The sequence below is a fragment of the Sphingomonas aracearum genome (assembly GCF_003345355.1).
Classification (GTDB): domain Bacteria; phylum Pseudomonadota; class Alphaproteobacteria; order Sphingomonadales; family Sphingomonadaceae; genus Sphingomonas; species Sphingomonas aracearum.
In genome coordinates, this window is the sequence record NZ_QQNB01000002.1 from 754,998 (window position 1) to 772,896 (window position 17,899).

The following is a 17,899-nucleotide window of genomic DNA, read 5'->3' on the forward strand; positions in this document are numbered from 1 at the left end:
GGGCGTGCCGGTCGCTTCCATTGTCGCGGCGTGGTGGCGATGTTAGCCAGCCTCGCGAACGAGAACGACAACGGGAGAGTGAAAGCGCGTGACGGCATATCGCCATCCTCGACAGGAACGGTCGCGGCGAACCTTTGACGCGCTGCTCGACGCGACCGGCTATCTTCTCGCCGAGGTCGGTATCGAGCGCATCTCGACCAATCTGATCTGCGAGCGCGCCAAGGTCACGCCGCCCGCGCTCTACCGCTATTTCGACGACAAATATGCGATCCTGTTCGCGCTCGCCGAGCGGCTGATGCGGCGCCAGAACGTCGCGATGGAGGCGTGGGTGGCCGAATTTGCCGATCAGGGGATCGAGGCGCTCGCCAACAATATGATCGTGCTGCTTCAGACGATGTCGGAGATCACCGGCAGCCAGCCCGGCGCGATCTGGATCATGCGCGCGCTGCGCTCGGTGCCGTCGCTCACACCGATCCGGCTCTATTCGCATAATTTCGTCACCGATCTGCTGACCGACATCTTTTACCGCTATCTGCCGCAGGTCGACCGCGCGACGCTGCGCCGCCGCACCCGCCTGTCGGTCGAGATGGCCTATTCGATGGACGAGATGTTCAAGGAAGAGGAGGCCGACCAGAATCTTGTGCTCGCCGATGCGGCTTTCGTGTTCCGATCGATGTTCAGCTTCCCCGAATATGGGTTGTGCCTGACTCCTGACGGCAGCGCGGTCGTGCGTTGTCACAAAAATGATAGCGATAGCTAGTATCCAGCCGGCCGAAGTAGGGTCGGAGTAGGCAATGATCGTCACGTCACGCAGCAGATGGGTTTTCGCGGCAGCGCTCGCGATGGTCGCCTTGCCGGCCGCGACGGAACCCGCGATCCCGCCGGTTGCCAGCCTGAGCGACGGCGTCTGGATGAAGGGCGATCTCCATATCCATTCGCGCCACAGCACCGATTCGTCGAACAACAGCGAGGCTACGATCATTGGCTTTGCCGAGCAGGCCGGCTTCGATTTCCTTGGCATCACCGATCACGACAATCACGTGAACGGCGACGTCGCGCATCATACGTGGAGCGATCCCGAGTTCCGCTCGGACAAGCTCGTACTGCTCTACGGCGCCGAATGGACGACCAATCGCGGCCACGGCAACGTCTTCTCGGCCAGGCTCTATGATCATCAGGCGCTGTTTGACATCCGCGACGCGCGCGATGCGAAGATCCTGGCGCTCAAGCGTAAGCTCGGCGTGCACCTCTCGGCCAACCATCCGAGCGGCAAGGATCATTTCGGCTTCTCGTTCGACATGGTCGACTCAATCGAGGTGTGGAACTCGGTGCTCTGGCCGCGCAATGTCGAGGCGCTGATGATCTGGGACGACATGCTGCGCACCGGCCGGAAGATCACGGGCCGCGGCGGCAGCGATTCGCACCACGGCACGCCGCCGAGCCCCGACAAGGCGACCAAGAACAGCATGGAGCGCACCGCCAACTATGTTGGCACGCCGACGACCTGGGTGTTCGCGACAGCGAAGACGCCGGAGGCGGTGGTCGCCGCGCTGGACAACGGCCGCGTTTCGATCAGCGCCAGCCCCTACGGTCCGCGCGTCGAGCTCACCGCCGATCGCGACGGCGATGGCCGGGCGGACATGATGATGGGCGACAATGTCAAAGCGAGCGGCAAGCCGGTGCGCTTCGAGGTGCGGCTCGTGGGCGGAAAGCTGGCCGATGCCACCTACATCGTCCGGGTGATCCGGAACGGCGAGAAGTTTGCCGAATATCCCGCGAGCGGCGCCGGGCCGGTGGTGCGCTTCGCGGACACGCCGCCCGCCGGCGAGCGCTCCTATTATCGTGTCGAGGTCGAGGGGCCGCAGACTCCGTATCCGCAAGTGCCCAACGCCGCCGGGGTGGCCGGCAAGATGGTCGCGCTCTCCAATCCGGTTTTCTTCAACTTCGATCCGACGTTTTAGCCGGCCGGCAAACTTAACATCAAGCATAGGCCTCGTGCCCAAGGCCGCCAATTTACCGCCATCAAATCACGCTGGCCATCTCCTCGGATCGCTCCTCTAAATCGCGCGAATTTGCGCCGCCGCAGCCTTGAAGTCGCACCCTGGACGCTTTCCAGGCGCAAAGACCCAGCGCGCACCGTCGGCAGCGTCTATAGACGCCCACACTGCGACCCAAGCCCCAGCAAGATCACCGAATTTGTAAAGAGGCTTTGTCAGCGTCGGGACGCTGTGGCGGAGACGGAGGCCGTCTAACCCACTCCTTCTAAGTCGCTCATATCGCGTGAATATTTGCCGCTTTCGGCAGGCATCTTTTTTCCGTTTCCCCCACCGCTTCCTCCCCGATGCGCTCCACAATCAATTACATGATGTCAGCGGGCTTGGTCCGAGCCTTTGCTTGCGCGAGCGCGCTGGTGTCCCGGTAAGTGACTGACATGCGCCGGGTCGTGAGGTCGGGCGAGAGCAGCGTCACGCTCCGATTGCCAAGTGTCCATTCGACCTCTTGTTGGGGGAACGTAGCGCCAGATTGAACTTGAAACGCGCGGGTGGCGCGGTGGGTCGGCGCTCCGAAGCGGGTCACCAGGCTTTCTTCCACGACGCCCGCGCTCGTCTGATCCATGTAGGCTTCGATAAGGGCCAGCTTGCCTCCGGCGTAATGAAACATGACGGTTGCCTGTCGCTCCGCGTCGAGGGCAAGGTCTGATCGGACCCAGCTAGAACCGATCTGCTCTTCGAATGAGCAGGCGACCATTGAAGGGTAAGCAGCAACCATCCAGGCAGGCGCGCCTTCGTCGTCGCTGCACCGGACGCGCCGGGGACCATACTTGCCGGGGTCTAGTGGTTGCGACCGCAGTTCAGCAATCGGCGAGCCAAGGACATAGTTCTTCAAGCCAACCGGTTGTGCGGCAGCAGCTACAGCCGACCACCAAACGAGAAGCGCGGCAAGTCCAGTCCACTTCATGCTTTTCCCCTTCTTCGTTGCCGCTCCCCTTTTACGCTCGCCTTCGGATTTCGCCACCGGCGACGCCGCCGTCCTATAGCCGGTCATCCCCCGTCATCGACTGAATGACTACGCCGCCGCCGCTGCGCGCCTCGCCTGCGCCGTCGCGCCAGCCGCCCCGCGTCCGCAGCCAGAAGCGGGTCATGGCGGGGTCATCGCCGCTGGTGGCGAGCCGGAAGGCGACCGCCGCGACCACTGCCATCTGCCGCTGCCTGCCGAGCGCGAGTTCGTGCCGGAAGTGCTTGCGGAGCGTCGCCGGGTCCATCGGCGGCTGCATCAGCTTGGCGATATCGCACTGCCGGACCCCGGCCGCCATCAGGTCGAGAACCTGCGCGCGGGCCTGCGCCATCGCCTCGCCCTCGGTCTGCTCCCGTTGCCCTTCGCCCGGCACGTCGATGATGCGGCGGGCAGGCCGCCAGCGGTTCCAGCCCGCCATGCGGGGGAGGTTCGCCGCGCTGGTGAGCCGCCGCCCATCGCCGGGCTTGGACCGGGGCGGAGCCGCCGCGCGCTTCGCCCTCTCCGTGTCGCGCTTGGGCGGCGGAATGGACCGGACGGCGCGCTTCTCCCCCTGTAGGCGGGACGCCGCTACCCGGTCACCCGGCATCAGGCGTTCAGGCCCGGATACTCGACGCCGCCGAACATGCTGCCGCCGGTGCCCCAGGCGGAGCCGTAGGCGCGCGGCAGGGGAAGGTTGATGCTGCCGATGGTGGCGAGGGTGCCGCCGCTGACCATGAAGTTCGCCGGGACGCCGCGCCCCTGCGCTTCGGCGGTCGCCGGAATGCCCGCTGCCTCGCACTCCGCGTTGCAGTCGGCGATGCGCTTGGCGAGGCCGGTCAGTTCGCGGACCAGGGCGGGGTAGCGGTCGGCAATCTCCGCCGCCAGTTCGTCGCGCGCCTCCCGCGCGGCCTCCTGCTGCGCCGCCCGCCGGGCGCGCTCTTCGGCTTCGCGCAGATCGGCGACGCGGATGCGGAGCGCCGAACAGGCGGCGTCCAGCCGGTCGCTGCGGAAGCGCAGGTCGCCAGCCTCGGCCCGCTTGGCCTGCGCCTGGGCGAGCGTGAGCGAAGGCGACAGCGCCTCGGTGTCGAGCGCGTCCGCCTGCTGCTCCAGCGACCGGAACTCGGTTTCGGCTTCCTCCAGCACCGCGCTCGCATCGGTGGACGTGAGGGCGTCCGTGCCGGTCAGCGCGGCGGCGATGCGCTCATCCAGCGCGGGCACGGCGTCAGCGAACATTGCGGCCTCCAGCAGCGGCGGCTTCGTTGCGGAGCGCGCGCAAAGCGACCAGTTCGCCGTTCCGGTAGTCGGCCCCGGCCTGCTCCGTCGCGGCAGCGAACTGCTGGCGCTGGCGCTCCAGGTAACCGGCCCGGACGGCGGCGGCGACATGGCCGATGCTCCAGCCGAGCGCGTCGGGCTGCGACCGGGTGCGAAGTTCATGGTCCCGCCGGGCGCGCGCGATGGCCGCCTCGCCTTCGGGGCTTCCCATGAAGGCGAGTTCCTCCGCCGACAGGCCAGCCATCTCGATCATGCGTCGCTCCTTTCCAGTGCGTAGTGCAGCCGCCGCAGGTAGCCTTCGACCGTCAGGCCCGAGCGCGCCGCCTCGCTGCCGATGGCGGCGGCCATGCTGCCGTCGATGATGGTCAGCCGTCCGGTGTCCGTGCAACGAAGGGTGCGCCCGGCGAGCGGCGGGGCCGGGGGTGGACCTCGCCGGGCGCTGTCGCGGAACGAGAAGGGAAGACTGACCTTCTCGCCATCGCGAACCGTGTTGCTGTCATTGCCCTCTTGGGCGTTGTCGGTCGTGCTGCTCACCGAGACGGCCTACCGCACCGGGCGATCGGAAGTTTAGGGACGAAACCCAAGGACAAGTCGGCGCTGGCATGGCACCAGTGAGTCTCCTACCTTTTCACGCAGGAGGTTTTGCTGATGGCGAATATGTTCAACCAGGGTGACGTTGTGGTGCTCAAATCGGGTGGCCCGCCCATGACCGTTGATGAGGTTCCGGGCGAAACTCCAGATGGCCGGACCCGAAAGACCTATCTCTGCCGATGGTTCAAAGGCGCGACTGCCGACTCCGGCAACTATGCCGAGCACCTGCTTCAAAAATACACGCCACCGGCAAAGAAATGACGCGTCAGGACGCAGCGGATTGGATGCTCGCGCAGTTCGAGGCGAAGCGGTTCCTCTATCAGGAGGAGGCCGCCACCCACCTCCTTCACCTGCACGATGAAGAGGTGGCCTATTACGATGCAAACGGGAACGTGTGCGTCGATAAACAGGTGCTCGCCCTCTTCAACAAGCTGACCCCTGACGTCGTGTACGAGCGCGCCGCGAAGTTCTGGCGAGACCGGTTGCCTTCCGATCAACCGGGAAGGCAGCAGTAGGCGGGCATCTATCCGGGTGACCCGGCCCCGCCAGGAGGCCGCCAGAGCGCCGCGCGTCGCGGGAGGCCCCGGAGGTCCGGCGCGACCCGCCTTGCGGCCCTGCGGCGGCGCGGCCCGGCTCACCGGGCCATCCCGTATGTCTTGCGCCGCTCCCGGTCGCGGAGCGCGCGCTGGCTCTCCAGAAACGCGACCCGCGCGGCTATCAGCCGCTCCCGCCCGCACTCGGCCAGCCACCGGGCGATGACGCGGGAATGGGTGCCCCATTCGAGCGTCGCTCCCTCCCAACCCACCTGCGGCCAGCGCGCGGCGAAGTCGGCGGGCACCGGGCGGGCTGGGCGGCCTCCCTTGCTGCTGTCCAGGGCTTCGCGCGCGGAACTCGACAACCCCTCTCTCCTAATAACCTACGTTGGTTCAGCCGTTGATGGATGGTGGTGAGGGCCGAGCAGAGGGCAGAGGCGACCATCCCCCGCCCTGGCCATTGGCCGATGCGAAGGAGGCGTCCCTGCCCTGGGCGATGGACGGCGGAGCCGGGCCTCGCGTTCGGGCACCGCTCGCAAGGGCTGGCGAGACGGCGGGAGCACTGCTTTCGAGGCTGTTCCCTGCCCCGGCGTCCGCCCCTTGCTCCTTCGGCTGGGCTGGCACTTATGGACGCATCCCCGTAGGTGGTGCCTTCACGTCCCGGCGCGCCACGGTCTTGGTCATACCCTCCGCGCCGGTGGTGGTGCTGGCTGGGCGGTTGCCGCCGCCCGGCCAGCCTCTTCTTACCCGCTGCCCACGACCGTCAGGCGCTCGCGCAGAAGATACACGCCGTGCCGTCCCGGCCGGGTGATGTTCGGCTCGTAGAGCGTGTCGATAACCAGCCCGAACCGGGTGCGAAGCTGATAGAGGACGCTGCCGAAGCGGGTGGTGATGCCGGGCTCATCCGCTCGCCGGGGCCACAGGTCGAGCGTCGTGATGCCGCCTGGCGACGCCATCATCTTGAGCAGCGCACGAGCGTTCGCGCCGCCGGTAGCGAAGCACGAGCCGTCCTGCTTGCGGAAGAGGGTCTTGCCAGCGGGGGCGGAACGGGTGGAAAGGGGAGCGTCGCCTGCCACAGTGACGCTGTCCTCTCCCCCTGCGGGGGGAGGGGCATCCATCACGCGGCCTGCTGCATGAACCGGGCAACGAGCCGGTCGATGCTCTCGACAGTGACGCAGGTGCGCGCGCCGACCTTCACCCGGGTCAGATCGCCGCTGTAGAAATACTCGTAGAGCCGGGTCTTGCCGATATCGCCAAGGAGGCTGCGCGCCTTCTCGACGCTCACCAGCTTGGGCTGGAGGTCAGCCGCCGCATCGGCGCTGCTGGCGGGAAAGGTAGCCTTGACCGTCACGAACATACTCCACTGGAATATGTCCGTGCCGCCCCACGTCGGGTCGGCTTAGAACCGGGGCATCGCCCCTATGGGCGGGCGTTATAGGAACAGCGCGAGAACAGATCAAGGCTCCAACGGCGGCGGGTGACGCCGGGCGGAAGTCGTGCCTGCTACGCGCTGGCGCTGGCGAGCGGCACGACCGTCGCGCTGCCCGCGCCGCTGGCGAAGCGTCCCCAGGCATCCATTAGGTCGCGCCGCAGGTCGAAGAACGTCGTGCGCCGGTAGGCCGCTTCGACCGCGTTGGGGACGGCGTGGGCGAGCGCCGCTTCGGCGACCTCCCCGGGCAGGCTGGTCTGCTCCGCCGCCCAATCGCGGAAGGTCGAGCGGAAGCCATGCACCGTCGCGTCGGTAACACCCAGGTCGCGGAGCGCCTTGCTCAACGTCATGTCGGACAGCATCCCGTCCTTCGCTGACGGAAAAACGAGGTTGGTGCCCGCCCGGCGAAGCGAGGCGGCCTGCTGGAACACGGCAAGCGCCTCCGGCGACAGCGGGACGCGGTGCGCGCGCCGCATCTTCATCCGCTCCGCCGGGACTGTCCACACGCCGCGCTCCAGGTCGAGTTCATCCCAGGTCGCGCCCCGGACCTCGCCCGACCGGGCGGCGGTCAGGATGGTGGCGCGAAGTGCGAGCGCGCCGAAGCCGCCCTTGCTTTCGAGGCGGGTCATCAGGCCCGGCACGTCCCGGTAGTCCATCGCGGCGAAGCGACCCCGGCGCGGCTGGGCGGGGAGCCGGTCGCTCACGCCCTTCGCCAGCGTCGTCTCCAGCAGCGGGCCGTCTGGCCGGGCGAACCGGATGACGCGGATGACAAGCTGCCGAACGCGCTTCGCGGTTTCGGGCTTGCTCTGCCAGATCGGCGCGAGCGCCTTGGCGATGGCATCTGCGTCGATGCTCTGCACTTGCAGTTTGCCGAGCGCCGGGAAGGCGTGGGCCTGCAACCGGGAGAGGGCCAGCTTCTGCCCACCCGGCGACAGCTTGGCCGCCACGAACTCGCCCGCCACGTCGCGGAACAGGCGGGTCATCGCGGGTGGCTGCTTCCAGAGGGTGTGCGGGTCGCGGTCCTCCGTCAGCGCCTTCTTGGCTGCGCGGGCCTTCTCCCGTGCTTCCGAAAGGCTGATGGTCTTGAGCGAACCCAGCCCGAAGTCGCGGCGTTTGCCGTCCTTCTGATAGCGACACACCCACGATGCGAGGCCCGGCTTGCTGACGAACAGCAGCAGCCCGTCACCGTCGCGGTAGCGCCCCGGCTTGGCGAGCGCGGCCCGGATGCTGGCCTGCGTCAACTTGCCCATGCTGCCTCCTTGCGAGGGTCGTGGAGCGTTTCCCCCACCCTATCCCCCTCTCCTAGCGCGAAAGCGGGCGAACGGCAACGGAAGCCCACGGCAACAAAAGCCGAGGATTTCTGCGGGTCACAAGGGCTTAGGAGGGAGCGCGCGGAAGGCTGCGGAAGGCCCGGTGGCGGAGACGGAGGGATTCGAACCCTCGGTACCCTTTGGAGGTACGACGCTTTAGCAAAGCGTTGGTTTCAGCCACTCACCCACGTCTCCGGTTTCGGCGGCAGATGCGCGGCTATAGCGATGGTCGGGCGGGCGATCAACACCGTCTGCGACCGCTTTTTGGCGTCGGATCGACTCGGATCGTCGCGTGTTCATTGCCGGGCAAGGCGATGTCGGGTTAACCTTGTCGCCGGGCCATGCCCCGGGGGATTTCTGTTACCATGCGCACGCTGCTCTGTTCCTTGCTTCTGGTCGTCGCGATGGCGTCGCCTGCTGCCGCGCAGGTCCGCACCATCGATCCCAATCAGGCGATCGATGCGGACCTGGCACCCGGCCGACGCGCGCCGCCGCCCGTCGCCGACCCGGATCCGGTGCCGGTGGCCGACGAAGCGCCTGCGGAGGCGCCCGCACGGCCTGCGAACGAGCCCGCCCCCGCTCCCGTGCGCAACGGCGCGGACGGCACCACCGGCACCCGCGAGGCGGCAAACGCCGATGCGGCACGCGGCGACACCTTCACCGAGCCGGAACTGCTGAATGCCGCAGAAGGCGTGTTCGGCAAGGGCGCCGCGGGGCTTGCCGGCATTCTGGAGCGGACGCTCAAGGAACAGGGCCGCCCCAACGCGTATATCTCCGGCAAGGAAGCCTCCGGGGCCCTGGTGGTGGGCCTGCGCTATGGCCAGGGAACCATGTTCCACAAGGTGGAGGGCCAGCAGCCGATCTACTGGACCGGGCCTTCCGTAGGCTTCGACCTGGGTGGCGACGCGAACAAGGTCTTCGTTCTCGTCTACAACCTGTACGACAGCGAGGAGATCTATGCGCGCTTTCCCGCCGCGGAGGGGCGCCTGTACCTCGTCGGCGGGTTCGCCGCGACCTACCTGCGCCGCGGCAACGTGGTGCTGATCCCCATTCGCCTGGGCGTCGGCTGGCGGCAGGGCGTGAACGTCGGCTACATGAAGTTCAGCCACAAGAACAACTGGCTGCCGTTCTGACCGAGCGTGGCCAGCCGCCTGCAGCGGCTGGACTCACGCCGGTCCGGCCGGCGGAGCATCGCTCCGACCGACGACGCGGCTTTGCCGCGGCGGGGAATAGTGCGGGCGGCTTTCCTCGACAGCGGGTGCTGCGCTGTCTTACGCGCGCTTCCCAACTAAGCCGCGGCGGCATTGGGACGTGAGACGGTCGCGCGATCGCCCGAGAGCTTCGGCGGGAAGGTGCCACGCTCACCTACAAGCGCTTCCCCAGCTGGACCCCGGCCTCCGCCGGGGAGCCGTTCAGAGAGGGGCCGGTCGAAACCCGCCCTTCACCCCGCGAAGCGCCACCCGAGCGTCTCGCCGGCATGGAACGGCACCACGCTGAGCGCGCCGTCGCCGACCCGCTCCGGCACCGTCGCCTTCCCCTTCGCCAGCGTCACCGTCCCCTCGTTCAGCGGCAGGCCGTAGAAGCGGGCACCGTGCTCGGAGGCGAAACCCTCGAAGCGCTCGATCGCCCCTTCTTCCTCGAACACCGCCAGATAGCTTTCCAGCGCGAACGGCGCGTTGAAGATGCCGGCGCAGCCGCAATCCATCTCCTTGCGCCCGATCGCGTGCGGCGCGCTGTCGGTGCCCAGGAAGAATTTGGGCGAGCCGGACACCGCCGCCGCGCGCACCGCCAGCCGGTGCCGCTCGCGCTTCACCACCGGCAGGCAATAGGCATGGGGGCGCAAGCCGCCGGCGAACAGCGCGTTGCGGTTGAGGTGCAGGTGCTGCGGCGTGATCGTCGCGCCGAGGTTCGGCCCGGCCTCGCGCACGAACGAAGCCGCTTCCTCGGTGGTGATATGTTCGAGCACGATCTTCAGCGCCGGATAGTCGCGCACCAGCGGCGCGAGGATCCGCTCCACGAACACCGCCTCGCGATCAAAGATGTCGATTGCGGGATCGGTCACCTCGCCGTGGATCAGCAGGGGCATGCCGATCCGCTGCATCGTCTCCAGCACGCCGGTGAGCGCGCGGATGTCGCTGACGCCGTGGGCGGAATTGGTCGTGGCATGCGCGGGGTAGAGCTTGGCGGCGACCCACACGCCTTCGGCATGGCCGCGCTCGATCTCGGCCGGATCGCTGGCGTCCGTCAGGTAGCAGGTCATCAGCGGCGTGAAGGCGGCGGCCTCGGGCAGCGCGGCCAGGATGCGGTCGCGATAGGCGGCGGCGGTCGCCGCCTCCGTCACCGGGGGCACCAGATTGGGCATGATGATGGCCCGGGCGAACTGCCGCGCCGTGTGCCCCGCCACCAGGCGCAGCATGTCGCCGTCGCGCAGGTGCACGTGCCAGTCGTCGGGGCGGCGGATCGTCAGGCGCTCGGTCATGGTGCTGCCCTAGCGCGGGTCGTCCCGCGTGCCTAGGTAGCGGCCATGGGCACCTTCTCGACCGCCACCACCTTGACCGATCGCGCGCTGATCCGGCTGGCCGGGGAGGACGTGCGCGGTTTTCTCCAGGGGCTCGTCACCAACGACACCGCCGGTCTGGAGGCAGGGCCGCGCTGGGCGGGGCTGCTCACGCCGCAGGGCAAGGCGCTGTTCGACTTCCTGCTGTGGGCGGATGGCGACGCGGTGCTGATCGACTGCGAGGCCGATGCCGCCGAGGCGCTCGCGCGGCGATTGTCCCTGTATCGGCTGCGGCGCGCGATCACCATCGAACCGGCTGCCGGCGCGGTGCACTGGTCGGCGGACGGCGAGGCGGGCGTATCGGACCCGCGACTGGCGGCGCTCGGCCGGCGCTGGCTCGGGCCGGCGGGCGAACCGGCGGAGGGCTGGCGCGAGCATCGCCTGGCGCTGGGCGTGACGGAAGGGCGCGGCGAGCTGGGCGACGGCGAAACGCTGTGGCTGGAATGCAACGGCGCGGAGCTCAACGGGGTCAGCTACACCAAGGGCTGCTATGTCGGGCAGGAGAACACCGCGCGCATGCACTACCGCGCCAAGGTGAACCGCCGGCTGGTCGTCGCCCCCCTTTCCGCGCCGGGCAGTCGCACCCGCGCGACCTATCCCGACCTCGGCTGGATGGTGGAGCTGCGCCGGGTGGAGGCGCTCGGCGATGCCTTGCGGCCGGACTGGCTGGAAGCCGCCCTCGCCCCGGCGGTTGACTGAGCTTTATCAACGGCGGCGCCGTACGGCGTTGCAGAGCAGCAATGTTCGGCGCATGGACACGCACGTGTCGTCCAGCACCCTCCTGACGCCCTGGTATCGCTTGCGCCGCTTCCTGACCGAACAGGAATGGGAGTTCGCCGCGCACGAGCGCCCGGTGATGCCCGGCTCGCCCGGTTCCCCGGACCATCCGCTCCGCCGCCAGATCGCCTATGCGCTGATCGCGGTGCTGGTGGGGCTGACCGGCGGCCTCGGCAACTCGCTGATCTCGGCCAACACCTACCAGTTGCAGGGCGCGCTGGGGCTCGATCCGGTGGAGATCGCCTGGCTGCCGACCATCTATGTGGCGACCAATGCCAGCATCAACCTGCTGCTGGTCAAGTTCCGGCAGGAGTTCGGCCTCCGGCCGTTCGCGCTGATCTTCCTGGGGCTGTATGCCGCGATCACGTTCGCGCACCTGTTCGTGCTCGATTTCTCCACCGCATTGATCGTCCGCGCGGCCAGCGGCATGGCCGGCGCGCCGCTGTCCAGCCTGTGCCTCTACTACATGATGCAGGCGTTTCCGGCGAAGTGGCGGTTGAAGGCGGTGGTCGTCGGCATCGGCGTGCCGCAATGCGCGACGCCGCTCGCGCGCATGTTCTCGCCCGATCTGCTCGCCATGTCGCAGTGGCGCACCTTGTACCTGTTCGAGCTGGGGCTGGCGCTGCTCAGCGTCGCCGCCGTGGCGCTGCTGCGCCTGCCGCCGACCGTCCGGCAGAAGGCGTTCGAGCCGCTCGATTTCGTCACCTTCACGCTTTACGGCAGCGCGGTGGCGCTGTTCGCGGCGGTGCTGGGGCTCGGCCGCTATGTCTGGTGGACCAATGCGACATGGATCGCCTGGGCGCTGATCGCGGCCATTCCAATGCTCGCCGCCGCGCTGCTGATCGAGCATCACCGGGCCAATCCGCTGCTCAACACCCGCTGGCTCGGCAGCGCGGACATCCTGCGCTTTGCCGTTGTCACGATCATGGCGCGCATCGTCCTGTCGGAACAGACCTTCGCCGCGGTGGGCCTGCTCACCGTGCTGGGCCAGAACAACGACCAGCTCGGCACCTTCTTCCTGCTGCTGTTCCTCGCCTCGGCCGCCGGCGTCGCGGCAAGCGCGATCACGCTGAACGTGGAAAAGCTCGCCCATCCGGTGATGCTGGCGATCGGCCTGGTCGCGGTGGCCGCCTGGGCTGACAGCTATTCCACCAGCCTCACCCGCGCGCCGCAGATGTACCTGACGCAGATGGTGATCGCCTTTGCCGGAACCTTTTTCCTTGGTCCGTCCTTGCTGTTCGGAATGACGCGCGCGCTGCAACAGGGGAGCGGACACATCATCAGCTTCGTCGCCCTGTTCGGCATCCTGAACAGCGTCGGCGGGCTGGCCGGCACGGCGATGCTCGGCAGCTACCAGACGATCCGCGAAAAGGCGAACAGCGCCGCCATCACGCAAGCGGTGGACCCGACCGATCCGATCGTCACCCAGCGGCTGCAGGCAGGATCGGCGGGCCTGGCGCGCGTGGTCGGCGATCCCGCCTTGCGATCGGCGGAAGGCGGCGCGCTGCTGTCGCAGACGGCGACGCGCGAGGCGAACGTGCTCGCTTACGACGACGTCTTCCGGCTGGTCGCGGCGCTCGCCGCCGCTACCTTCCTGTATCTCCTTTTCCTGCTCGCCCGCCGTCGCTGGCGCGAGCGCAGGGCCCTTGCATGACCGACACCCGCTCCCCCGTTTCTCCCGCCCCCGTGACCGAGGAGCGCGCCGCCGAGCAGGCGCCGCCCCCGCCGGTCGGCTCCGGCTGGGCGCCGCCACGGCCAAGCCGCACCGCCATCATCGTCCTGGCGCTGGTGGCGCTCGCCGGCATCCTCGCCGTGCTGGCCGCGTGGCGGCTGCCGCCCTTCGCCAACGCCTATGAGCGCACGGACAACGCCTATGTGCGCGGGCGCACCACCGTGATCGCGCCGCAGGTGTCCGGTTACGTCACTCAGGTGCTGGTGCGCGATTTCGAGCAGGTGGCCGCCGGCCAGCCGCTGGTGAAGATCGACGACCGCATCTACGCCCAGCGGGTCGACCAGGCGGCGGCGCAGGTCGGCGCGCAGGAGGCCACGCTGGCCAACAGCCGGCAGGCCGCGGCCAGCCGACAGGCGAGCTTCGCCGGACAGCAAGCCGCCGTCGCCAATGCCCGCGCGCAGCTGATGCGGGCGCAGGCCGACATGGCGCGCGTCAACGATCTCGTGACCGACGGATCGGTGTCCCTGCGCGAGCGGGACCAGACGCTCGCCGCCCTGCGCCAGGCGCAGGCGCAGCTGCAGCAGGCGGTGGCCGCCCGCAACATCGCCCAGCAGGACATCCGCACGGTGGAGGTCGGCCGCGGCGGGCAGCAGGCCGCGGTCACCGGCGCGGAGGCGGCGCAGCGGCTGGCGCAGATCGACCTTGCGAACACCGTGATCCGCGCGCCCGAAACGGGCCGGCTGAGCGAAGTGGGCGTGCGCAACGGCCAGTATGTGACCGCCGGATCGCAGCTGATGTTCCTGGTGCCGCCGGAAACCTGGGTGATCGCCAACTTCAAGGAAGCGCAAACCGCGCGCATGGCGGTGGGCCAGCCGGCGATCTTCACGGTGGACGGGCTCGGCAATGCCAAGCTGACCGGCCATGTAGAGCGGATCTCGCCAGCAGCCGGCAGCGAGTTCGCGGTGCTGAAGCCGGACAATGCCACCGGCAACTTCACCAAGGTGCCGCAGCGGATCCCCGTGCGCATCCGCATCGATCCCGGTCAGCCCCTCGCCACCCGCCTGCGCCCCGGCATGTCGGTGCAGGCGCGGGTGGACACCTCCGGCGGGCCGCAGCCGCGGTGACGCGCGCTCTCGCTGTCCTGACGGCCGGCGCGCTGGCGCTGACCGCGTGCGTGGGCGAGCGCCCTGCCCCGCCCGCCGGCGCGGCGGTGGTGCCGCCGCCCGCCTGGCGCACCGCGCTCGGCCCCGGCACGCCGATCCGCGCGGATTGGTGGAGCGCCTTCGACGATCCGGTGTTGACCGGGCTGGTCGCCCGCGCGCTGGCCGCGAACCCCGATCTGGGCGCGGCGATCGCGCGCATCGAGGAAGCGCAGGCGCAGACCCGTCTGGCCCGCGCGCAGCTGACGCCACAGCTCAACCTGGGCGGCTCGCTCAGCGAAGCGCGCGCGGTGAACGCCTTCGGCGAGCCGAGCACCTCCCTCGCCGGCCAGCCCGCTGCCACCATCTCCTACGAGGCCGACCTGTTCGGCCGGCTGCGCGAGGCGACGGAGGCCGCCCGCGCCACCCTGCTCGCCACCGAGGCGGCGCGCGACGCGGTGCGCCTGACGATCGCCGCACAGGTCGCCACCGGGTACATCACCCTGCGCGCGCTGGACCAGCGGCTCGCGGTGGCGCGCCAGACGCTGGGGGCGCGCAGCGAAGGCCTGCGCATCGCCCGGCGCCGGGCGGAGACGGGTTATACCTCCAACCTGGAACTGCGGCAGTCCGAGGCCGAGTATCAGGCGACGCTGCAACTGGTGCCCGCGGCCGAGCTGGCGATCAGCCGGCAGGAGAATGCGCTGTCGCTGCTGCTGGGGCAGACGCCCGGCGCGATCCCGCGCGGCCGCAATCTCGACGACCTCGTCTTTCCCGCGATCCCCGACGGCCTGCCCGCCGATCTGCTGCGGCGCCGGCCTGACCTGTTCCAGGCCGAGCAGAACCTCGTCGCCGCCGACCGCACCCTCGACAGCGCGCGCGCGGCGCTGCTGCCGCGGCTTTCCCTGACGGGGTCGACCGGGGTGGCGCTTTCCAGCCTGCTGCCGGCCGGCATCGGCGTGTTCTCGCTCGGCGGCAGCATCCTGGCGCCGATCTTCGACGGCGGGCGGCTGCGCGCGCAGGCGGACACGGCGGCGGCGCGGCGCGACCAGGCGGCGTTCGCCTTTAGCCGGGCCGCGCTGCAGGCGTTCCGCGAAGTGGACGACAGCCTGGCGGGCGTGCAGCGTTCGGGCGAGCAGGCGGTGGCGCTTGCCGGGCAGCGCGACGCGCTGGCCGGTGCGCTGCGCAACGCCAGCAATCGCTATCGCGCAGGCTATAGTTCGTACATCGAGCAGCTGGATGCACAGCGCGGGCTGCTGAGCGCGCAATTGTCGCTCATCCAGGCGAACACCGACCGACTGAACGCCTATGTCACGCTGTACCAGGCACTGGGCGGCGGCTGGGCAGCGCCGGACGTGGCGGCGGTGGGGCGATAAGAGCTTCGCCTACTCGCTTCTCCCCGACGAAGGCCGGGGTCCAGTTGGGAAAGCTTCTGCGGCGAGCCGCAACGCTCATCATCGGCGTCCCCCAACTAGACCCCGGCCTTCGCCGGGGAGGCGCAGTGGAAAGCTCAGCCTAGCAGCCTGAGCCTCACCACACCTTCACCCGCTGCGGCGGGGCGAGGTACAGCTTCTGCCCGGGCTGCACCTGGAAGGCCGGGTACCAGGCGTCGAGGTTGCGCACGGTCTGCGCGCGCAGGCCCCCCGGCGCATGTCCGTCGGTGGCGATCTGGCTGCGCAGCGCCGCCTCGCGCGTCTTCTCGCGCCAGCTCTGCGCGAAGGCGAGGAAGAAGCGCTGGTCGCCGCTGAGGCCGCCGATCACCGGGGCGGGCTTGCCGCCGAGCGAGGCGTGGTAGGCCTCATAGGCGGCGGTGAGGCCGGCCACGTCGGCGATGTTCTCCGCCAGCGTCTGCTCGCCATTGACCTTGGCGCCCGGCAGCGGCTCGTAGGCGCTGTACTGGTCGGCCAGCATCTTGCCCTGCGCCTTGAACCGGGCAAGGTCGGCGTCCGTCCACCAGTTGCGCAGGGCGCCCGAGCTGTCGAACGTGGCGCCGCTATTGTCGAAGCTGTGGCTTATCTCGTGCCCGATCACCGCGCCGATCGAGCCGTAATTGCTCGCCGCGTCCGCGCGGGGATCGAAGAACGGCGCCTCCAGGATCGCGGCGGGGAAGTTCAGCGCATTCTGCAGCGGCAGGTTGACCGCGTTCACCGTCTGCGGCGTCATCCACCATTCGCCGCGATCGGGCGCCTTGCCCAGCTTGGAGAGCTGATGCCGGTATTCGGCTGCCCGCGCGCGCTGGAGGTTGCCGACGGGGTCGTCCGCGCGGATCTCCAGCGAGGCATAGCTGCGCCAGTTCTCCGGATAGCCGACGCCCACGCGCATCGTCTCGATCTTGCGGCGCGCTTCGGCCTTGGTGGCGGGGGCCATCCAGTCGAGCTTGGCGACGCGCCCGTCGAACGCGGCGAGGATGTTCTTCACCATCGACTGGATCTCGGCCTTGGACGAGGCCGGGAAATAGCGCTGCACGTAGATCTTGCCGATCGCATCGCCCAGCGCGCCGTTCGTCGCCGCAATCGCCCGCTTGTCGCGCGGACGCGACACCTGCGCCCCCGACAGCGTCTTGCCATAAAAGGCGAAGCTGGCGTCGTCGAAGCCCTTGGGGAGCACGCTGGCGACCTGATTGATATGGTGGAAGGCGAGCCAGTCCTTCCACGCCGCCAGCGGCTCGCTGGCGACGAGCGCGGCGAGCCTGGTCGTCGCGTCCGGCATCCAGACGATGAACTCCGACTGGCCGCCCAGCTGCGCAGCGGCGAAGAACGCCTTCCAGTCGAGCCCCGGCGCCTTGGTCGCGAAATCGCCTGCGCGCCAGACGTTGTTCGCCTTGGTCACGTCCTGCGAGCTGACATAGTCGAGGTGCGCGGCGGCGATCTTCGTTTCCAGCGCCATCACCCGCTGCGCGCGAGCGGCCGGGTCGGAGAGGCCGGCCAGCGTCATCGCCTGGGTCATGTAGTCGACATAGGCCTTGCGCGCGGCGACCTTGTCCGCGTCCTGCGACAGGTAGTAATCGCGCTCCGGCATGCCGATGCCGCCCTGCAACAGATAAGGCACCGTGCGGTCCGGCGTGGCGAGCCCCTGCGACACGAACAGGCCGAACAGATGCTCGGTGCGGAAGTTGGTGGCGTTGAGCGGATCGACATCGGCGCGCAGGTCCGCCCCCATCATCCGCGCCAGCGCCGCCTTGTCGGGCAGCGCGGCGATCGCGTCGAGCTCCGGCTTGATCGGCGCCAGGCCGCGGCGCTCGATCGCGGCGGTGTCGAGATAGGCGGCGTAATAATCGGCGATGCGGCGCGCATCGGTGCCCGCCGCCGGTTTGGCGGCGCCGAGGCCGGCGATCAGTTCCGCGTTGCGCTTTTCCGCGACGGTGAACACGTCGTAGAACACGCCGGTGGAGGCGCGGTCCGCCGGGATGGTGGTGCGCGCGCGCCAGGCGCCGTTGGCATAGGCATCGAAATCGTCGCCGGCCTTCACCGACGTGTCGATGGCCGTCGTGTCCACGCCGGCCGGACGCGGGGCGGGCGGCGTTGCGGATTGGGCAAGGGCGGTGGTGCCGATCAGGGCGGCGACGAGGGCGAGGCGCTTCATGGACCCGATTGCTACATCGTTGCCGGGAGCGACGCCAGAGCCTAGC

Annotated in this window: 20 protein-coding genes and 1 tRNA gene; 9 read left to right on the forward strand and 12 right to left on the reverse strand. The window is 69.0% G+C overall.

Features of this window, described 5'->3' with window-relative positions; all coding sequences use genetic code 11:
• Nucleotides 1-88 precede the first annotated feature (88 nt).
• Both DVW87_RS10845 and DVW87_RS10850 read left to right on the forward strand, forming a co-directional pair.
• Nucleotides 89-760, forward strand: coding sequence for a TetR/AcrR family transcriptional regulator (locus DVW87_RS10845; RefSeq protein WP_114687770.1), 672 nt, complete (start codon nucleotides 89-91; stop codon nucleotides 758-760).
• Between the two features lie 34 nt (nucleotides 761-794).
• Nucleotides 795-1,961: a CehA/McbA family metallohydrolase gene (locus tag DVW87_RS10850; protein ID WP_114687771.1), complete on the forward strand. Its 1,167-nt coding sequence runs from the start codon at nucleotides 795-797 to the stop codon at nucleotides 1,959-1,961.
• Between the two features lie 397 nt (nucleotides 1,962-2,358).
• Here the strand turns inward: DVW87_RS10850 and DVW87_RS17795 are convergent, their stop codons facing one another.
• The 5 genes from DVW87_RS17795 to DVW87_RS10875 form a co-directional block, all read right to left on the reverse strand.
• Complete coding sequence (locus DVW87_RS17795) at nucleotides 2,359-3,015, reverse strand: hypothetical protein (protein WP_147276254.1); 657 nt, start codon at nucleotides 3,013-3,015, stop codon at nucleotides 2,359-2,361.
• Between the two features lie 16 nt (nucleotides 3,016-3,031).
• The gene (locus DVW87_RS10860) at nucleotides 3,032-3,433 is read right to left on the reverse strand and encodes a hypothetical protein (RefSeq protein ID WP_147276255.1); all 402 of its coding nucleotides are present in this window, start codon (nucleotides 3,431-3,433) and stop codon (nucleotides 3,032-3,034) included.
• A gap of 167 nt (nucleotides 3,434-3,600) precedes the next feature.
• Complete coding sequence (locus DVW87_RS10865; RefSeq protein WP_114687774.1) at nucleotides 3,601-4,227, reverse strand: hypothetical protein; 627 nt, start codon at nucleotides 4,225-4,227, stop codon at nucleotides 3,601-3,603.
• Nucleotides 4,217-4,519, reverse strand: a complete 303-nt coding sequence (locus DVW87_RS10870; RefSeq protein ID WP_114687775.1) for a hypothetical protein — start codon at nucleotides 4,517-4,519, stop codon at nucleotides 4,217-4,219. The genes DVW87_RS10865 and DVW87_RS10870 overlap by 11 nt, the downstream gene beginning before the upstream one ends.
• Nucleotides 4,516-4,800, reverse strand: coding sequence for a hypothetical protein (locus DVW87_RS10875; RefSeq protein ID WP_114687776.1), 285 nt, complete (start codon nucleotides 4,798-4,800; stop codon nucleotides 4,516-4,518). Before DVW87_RS10875 ends, DVW87_RS10870 begins: the two co-directional genes overlap by 4 nt.
• A gap of 114 nt (nucleotides 4,801-4,914) precedes the next feature.
• Between DVW87_RS10875 and DVW87_RS10880 the strand changes: the two genes are divergently transcribed.
• A complete protein-coding gene (locus tag DVW87_RS10880) occupies nucleotides 4,915-5,118 on the forward strand; it encodes a YodC family protein (protein WP_114687777.1) in 204 nt (67 codons plus the stop codon).
• Nucleotides 5,115-5,372 (forward strand): DUF6953 family protein, encoded by a 258-nt coding sequence (locus DVW87_RS10885; protein WP_114687778.1) that lies wholly within the window; start codon nucleotides 5,115-5,117, stop codon nucleotides 5,370-5,372. Before DVW87_RS10880 ends, DVW87_RS10885 begins: the two co-directional genes overlap by 4 nt.
• Before the next feature lie 119 nt (nucleotides 5,373-5,491).
• On the opposite strand, the gene DVW87_RS10890 is transcribed toward DVW87_RS10885, so the two are convergent.
• From DVW87_RS10890 to DVW87_RS10910, 5 genes are all read right to left on the reverse strand, one after another.
• On the reverse strand, nucleotides 5,492-5,695 hold the full coding sequence (locus DVW87_RS10890; RefSeq protein WP_114687779.1) for a hypothetical protein: 204 nt from the start codon (nucleotides 5,693-5,695) through the stop codon (nucleotides 5,492-5,494).
• Between the two features lie 438 nt (nucleotides 5,696-6,133).
• Nucleotides 6,134-6,508: a winged helix domain-containing protein gene (locus tag DVW87_RS10895; RefSeq protein WP_147276257.1), complete on the reverse strand. Its 375-nt coding sequence runs from the start codon at nucleotides 6,506-6,508 to the stop codon at nucleotides 6,134-6,136.
• A complete protein-coding gene (locus DVW87_RS10900; RefSeq protein WP_220149819.1) occupies nucleotides 6,508-6,741 on the reverse strand; it encodes a hypothetical protein in 234 nt (77 codons plus the stop codon). Before DVW87_RS10900 ends, DVW87_RS10895 begins: the two co-directional genes overlap by 1 nt.
• A 152-nt stretch (nucleotides 6,742-6,893) precedes the next feature.
• The gene (locus DVW87_RS10905; RefSeq protein ID WP_114687781.1) at nucleotides 6,894-8,069 is read right to left on the reverse strand and encodes a tyrosine-type recombinase/integrase; all 1,176 of its coding nucleotides are present in this window, start codon (nucleotides 8,067-8,069) and stop codon (nucleotides 6,894-6,896) included.
• 164 nt (nucleotides 8,070-8,233) lie between these two features.
• Nucleotides 8,234-8,324, reverse strand: a tRNA-Ser gene (locus tag DVW87_RS10910).
• Nucleotides 8,325-8,494: 170 nt separating this feature from the next.
• Here DVW87_RS10910 and DVW87_RS10915 point away from each other — a divergent pair.
• Nucleotides 8,495-9,262, forward strand: a complete 768-nt coding sequence (locus DVW87_RS10915; RefSeq protein WP_181814803.1) for a DUF1134 domain-containing protein — start codon at nucleotides 8,495-8,497, stop codon at nucleotides 9,260-9,262.
• A gap of 308 nt (nucleotides 9,263-9,570) precedes the next feature.
• Here DVW87_RS10915 and pyrC read toward each other — a convergent pair whose 3' ends face one another.
• The gene (gene pyrC, locus DVW87_RS10920) at nucleotides 9,571-10,608 is read right to left on the reverse strand and encodes a dihydroorotase (RefSeq protein WP_114687783.1); all 1,038 of its coding nucleotides are present in this window, start codon (nucleotides 10,606-10,608) and stop codon (nucleotides 9,571-9,573) included.
• A gap of 45 nt (nucleotides 10,609-10,653) precedes the next feature.
• Here pyrC and ygfZ point away from each other — a divergent pair, with 45 nt between their 5' ends.
• From ygfZ to DVW87_RS10940, 4 genes are all read left to right on the forward strand, one after another.
• Entirely contained in the window at nucleotides 10,654-11,385 is a 732-nt protein-coding gene (ygfZ, locus tag DVW87_RS10925; protein WP_114687784.1) for a CAF17-like 4Fe-4S cluster assembly/insertion protein YgfZ, read from the forward strand.
• Nucleotides 11,386-11,449: 64 nt separating this feature from the next.
• Nucleotides 11,450-13,117 carry an MFS transporter gene (locus DVW87_RS10930; RefSeq protein ID WP_239017860.1) on the forward strand — a complete coding sequence of 556 codons (1,668 nt, stop codon included), beginning with the start codon at nucleotides 11,450-11,452 and terminating at the stop codon, nucleotides 13,115-13,117.
• Complete coding sequence (locus DVW87_RS10935; RefSeq protein ID WP_114687786.1) at nucleotides 13,114-14,259, forward strand: HlyD family secretion protein; 1,146 nt, start codon at nucleotides 13,114-13,116, stop codon at nucleotides 14,257-14,259. Before DVW87_RS10930 ends, DVW87_RS10935 begins: the two co-directional genes overlap by 4 nt.
• Nucleotides 14,256-15,647, forward strand: a complete 1,392-nt coding sequence (locus DVW87_RS10940) for an efflux transporter outer membrane subunit (RefSeq protein WP_114687787.1) — start codon at nucleotides 14,256-14,258, stop codon at nucleotides 15,645-15,647. Before DVW87_RS10935 ends, DVW87_RS10940 begins: the two co-directional genes overlap by 4 nt.
• 154 nt (nucleotides 15,648-15,801) lie before the next feature.
• On the opposite strand, the gene DVW87_RS10945 is transcribed toward DVW87_RS10940, so the two are convergent.
• Nucleotides 15,802-17,853 (reverse strand): M13 family metallopeptidase, encoded by a 2,052-nt coding sequence (locus tag DVW87_RS10945; protein WP_114687788.1) that lies wholly within the window; start codon nucleotides 17,851-17,853, stop codon nucleotides 15,802-15,804.
• Between the last annotated feature and the right edge of the window lie 46 nt (nucleotides 17,854-17,899).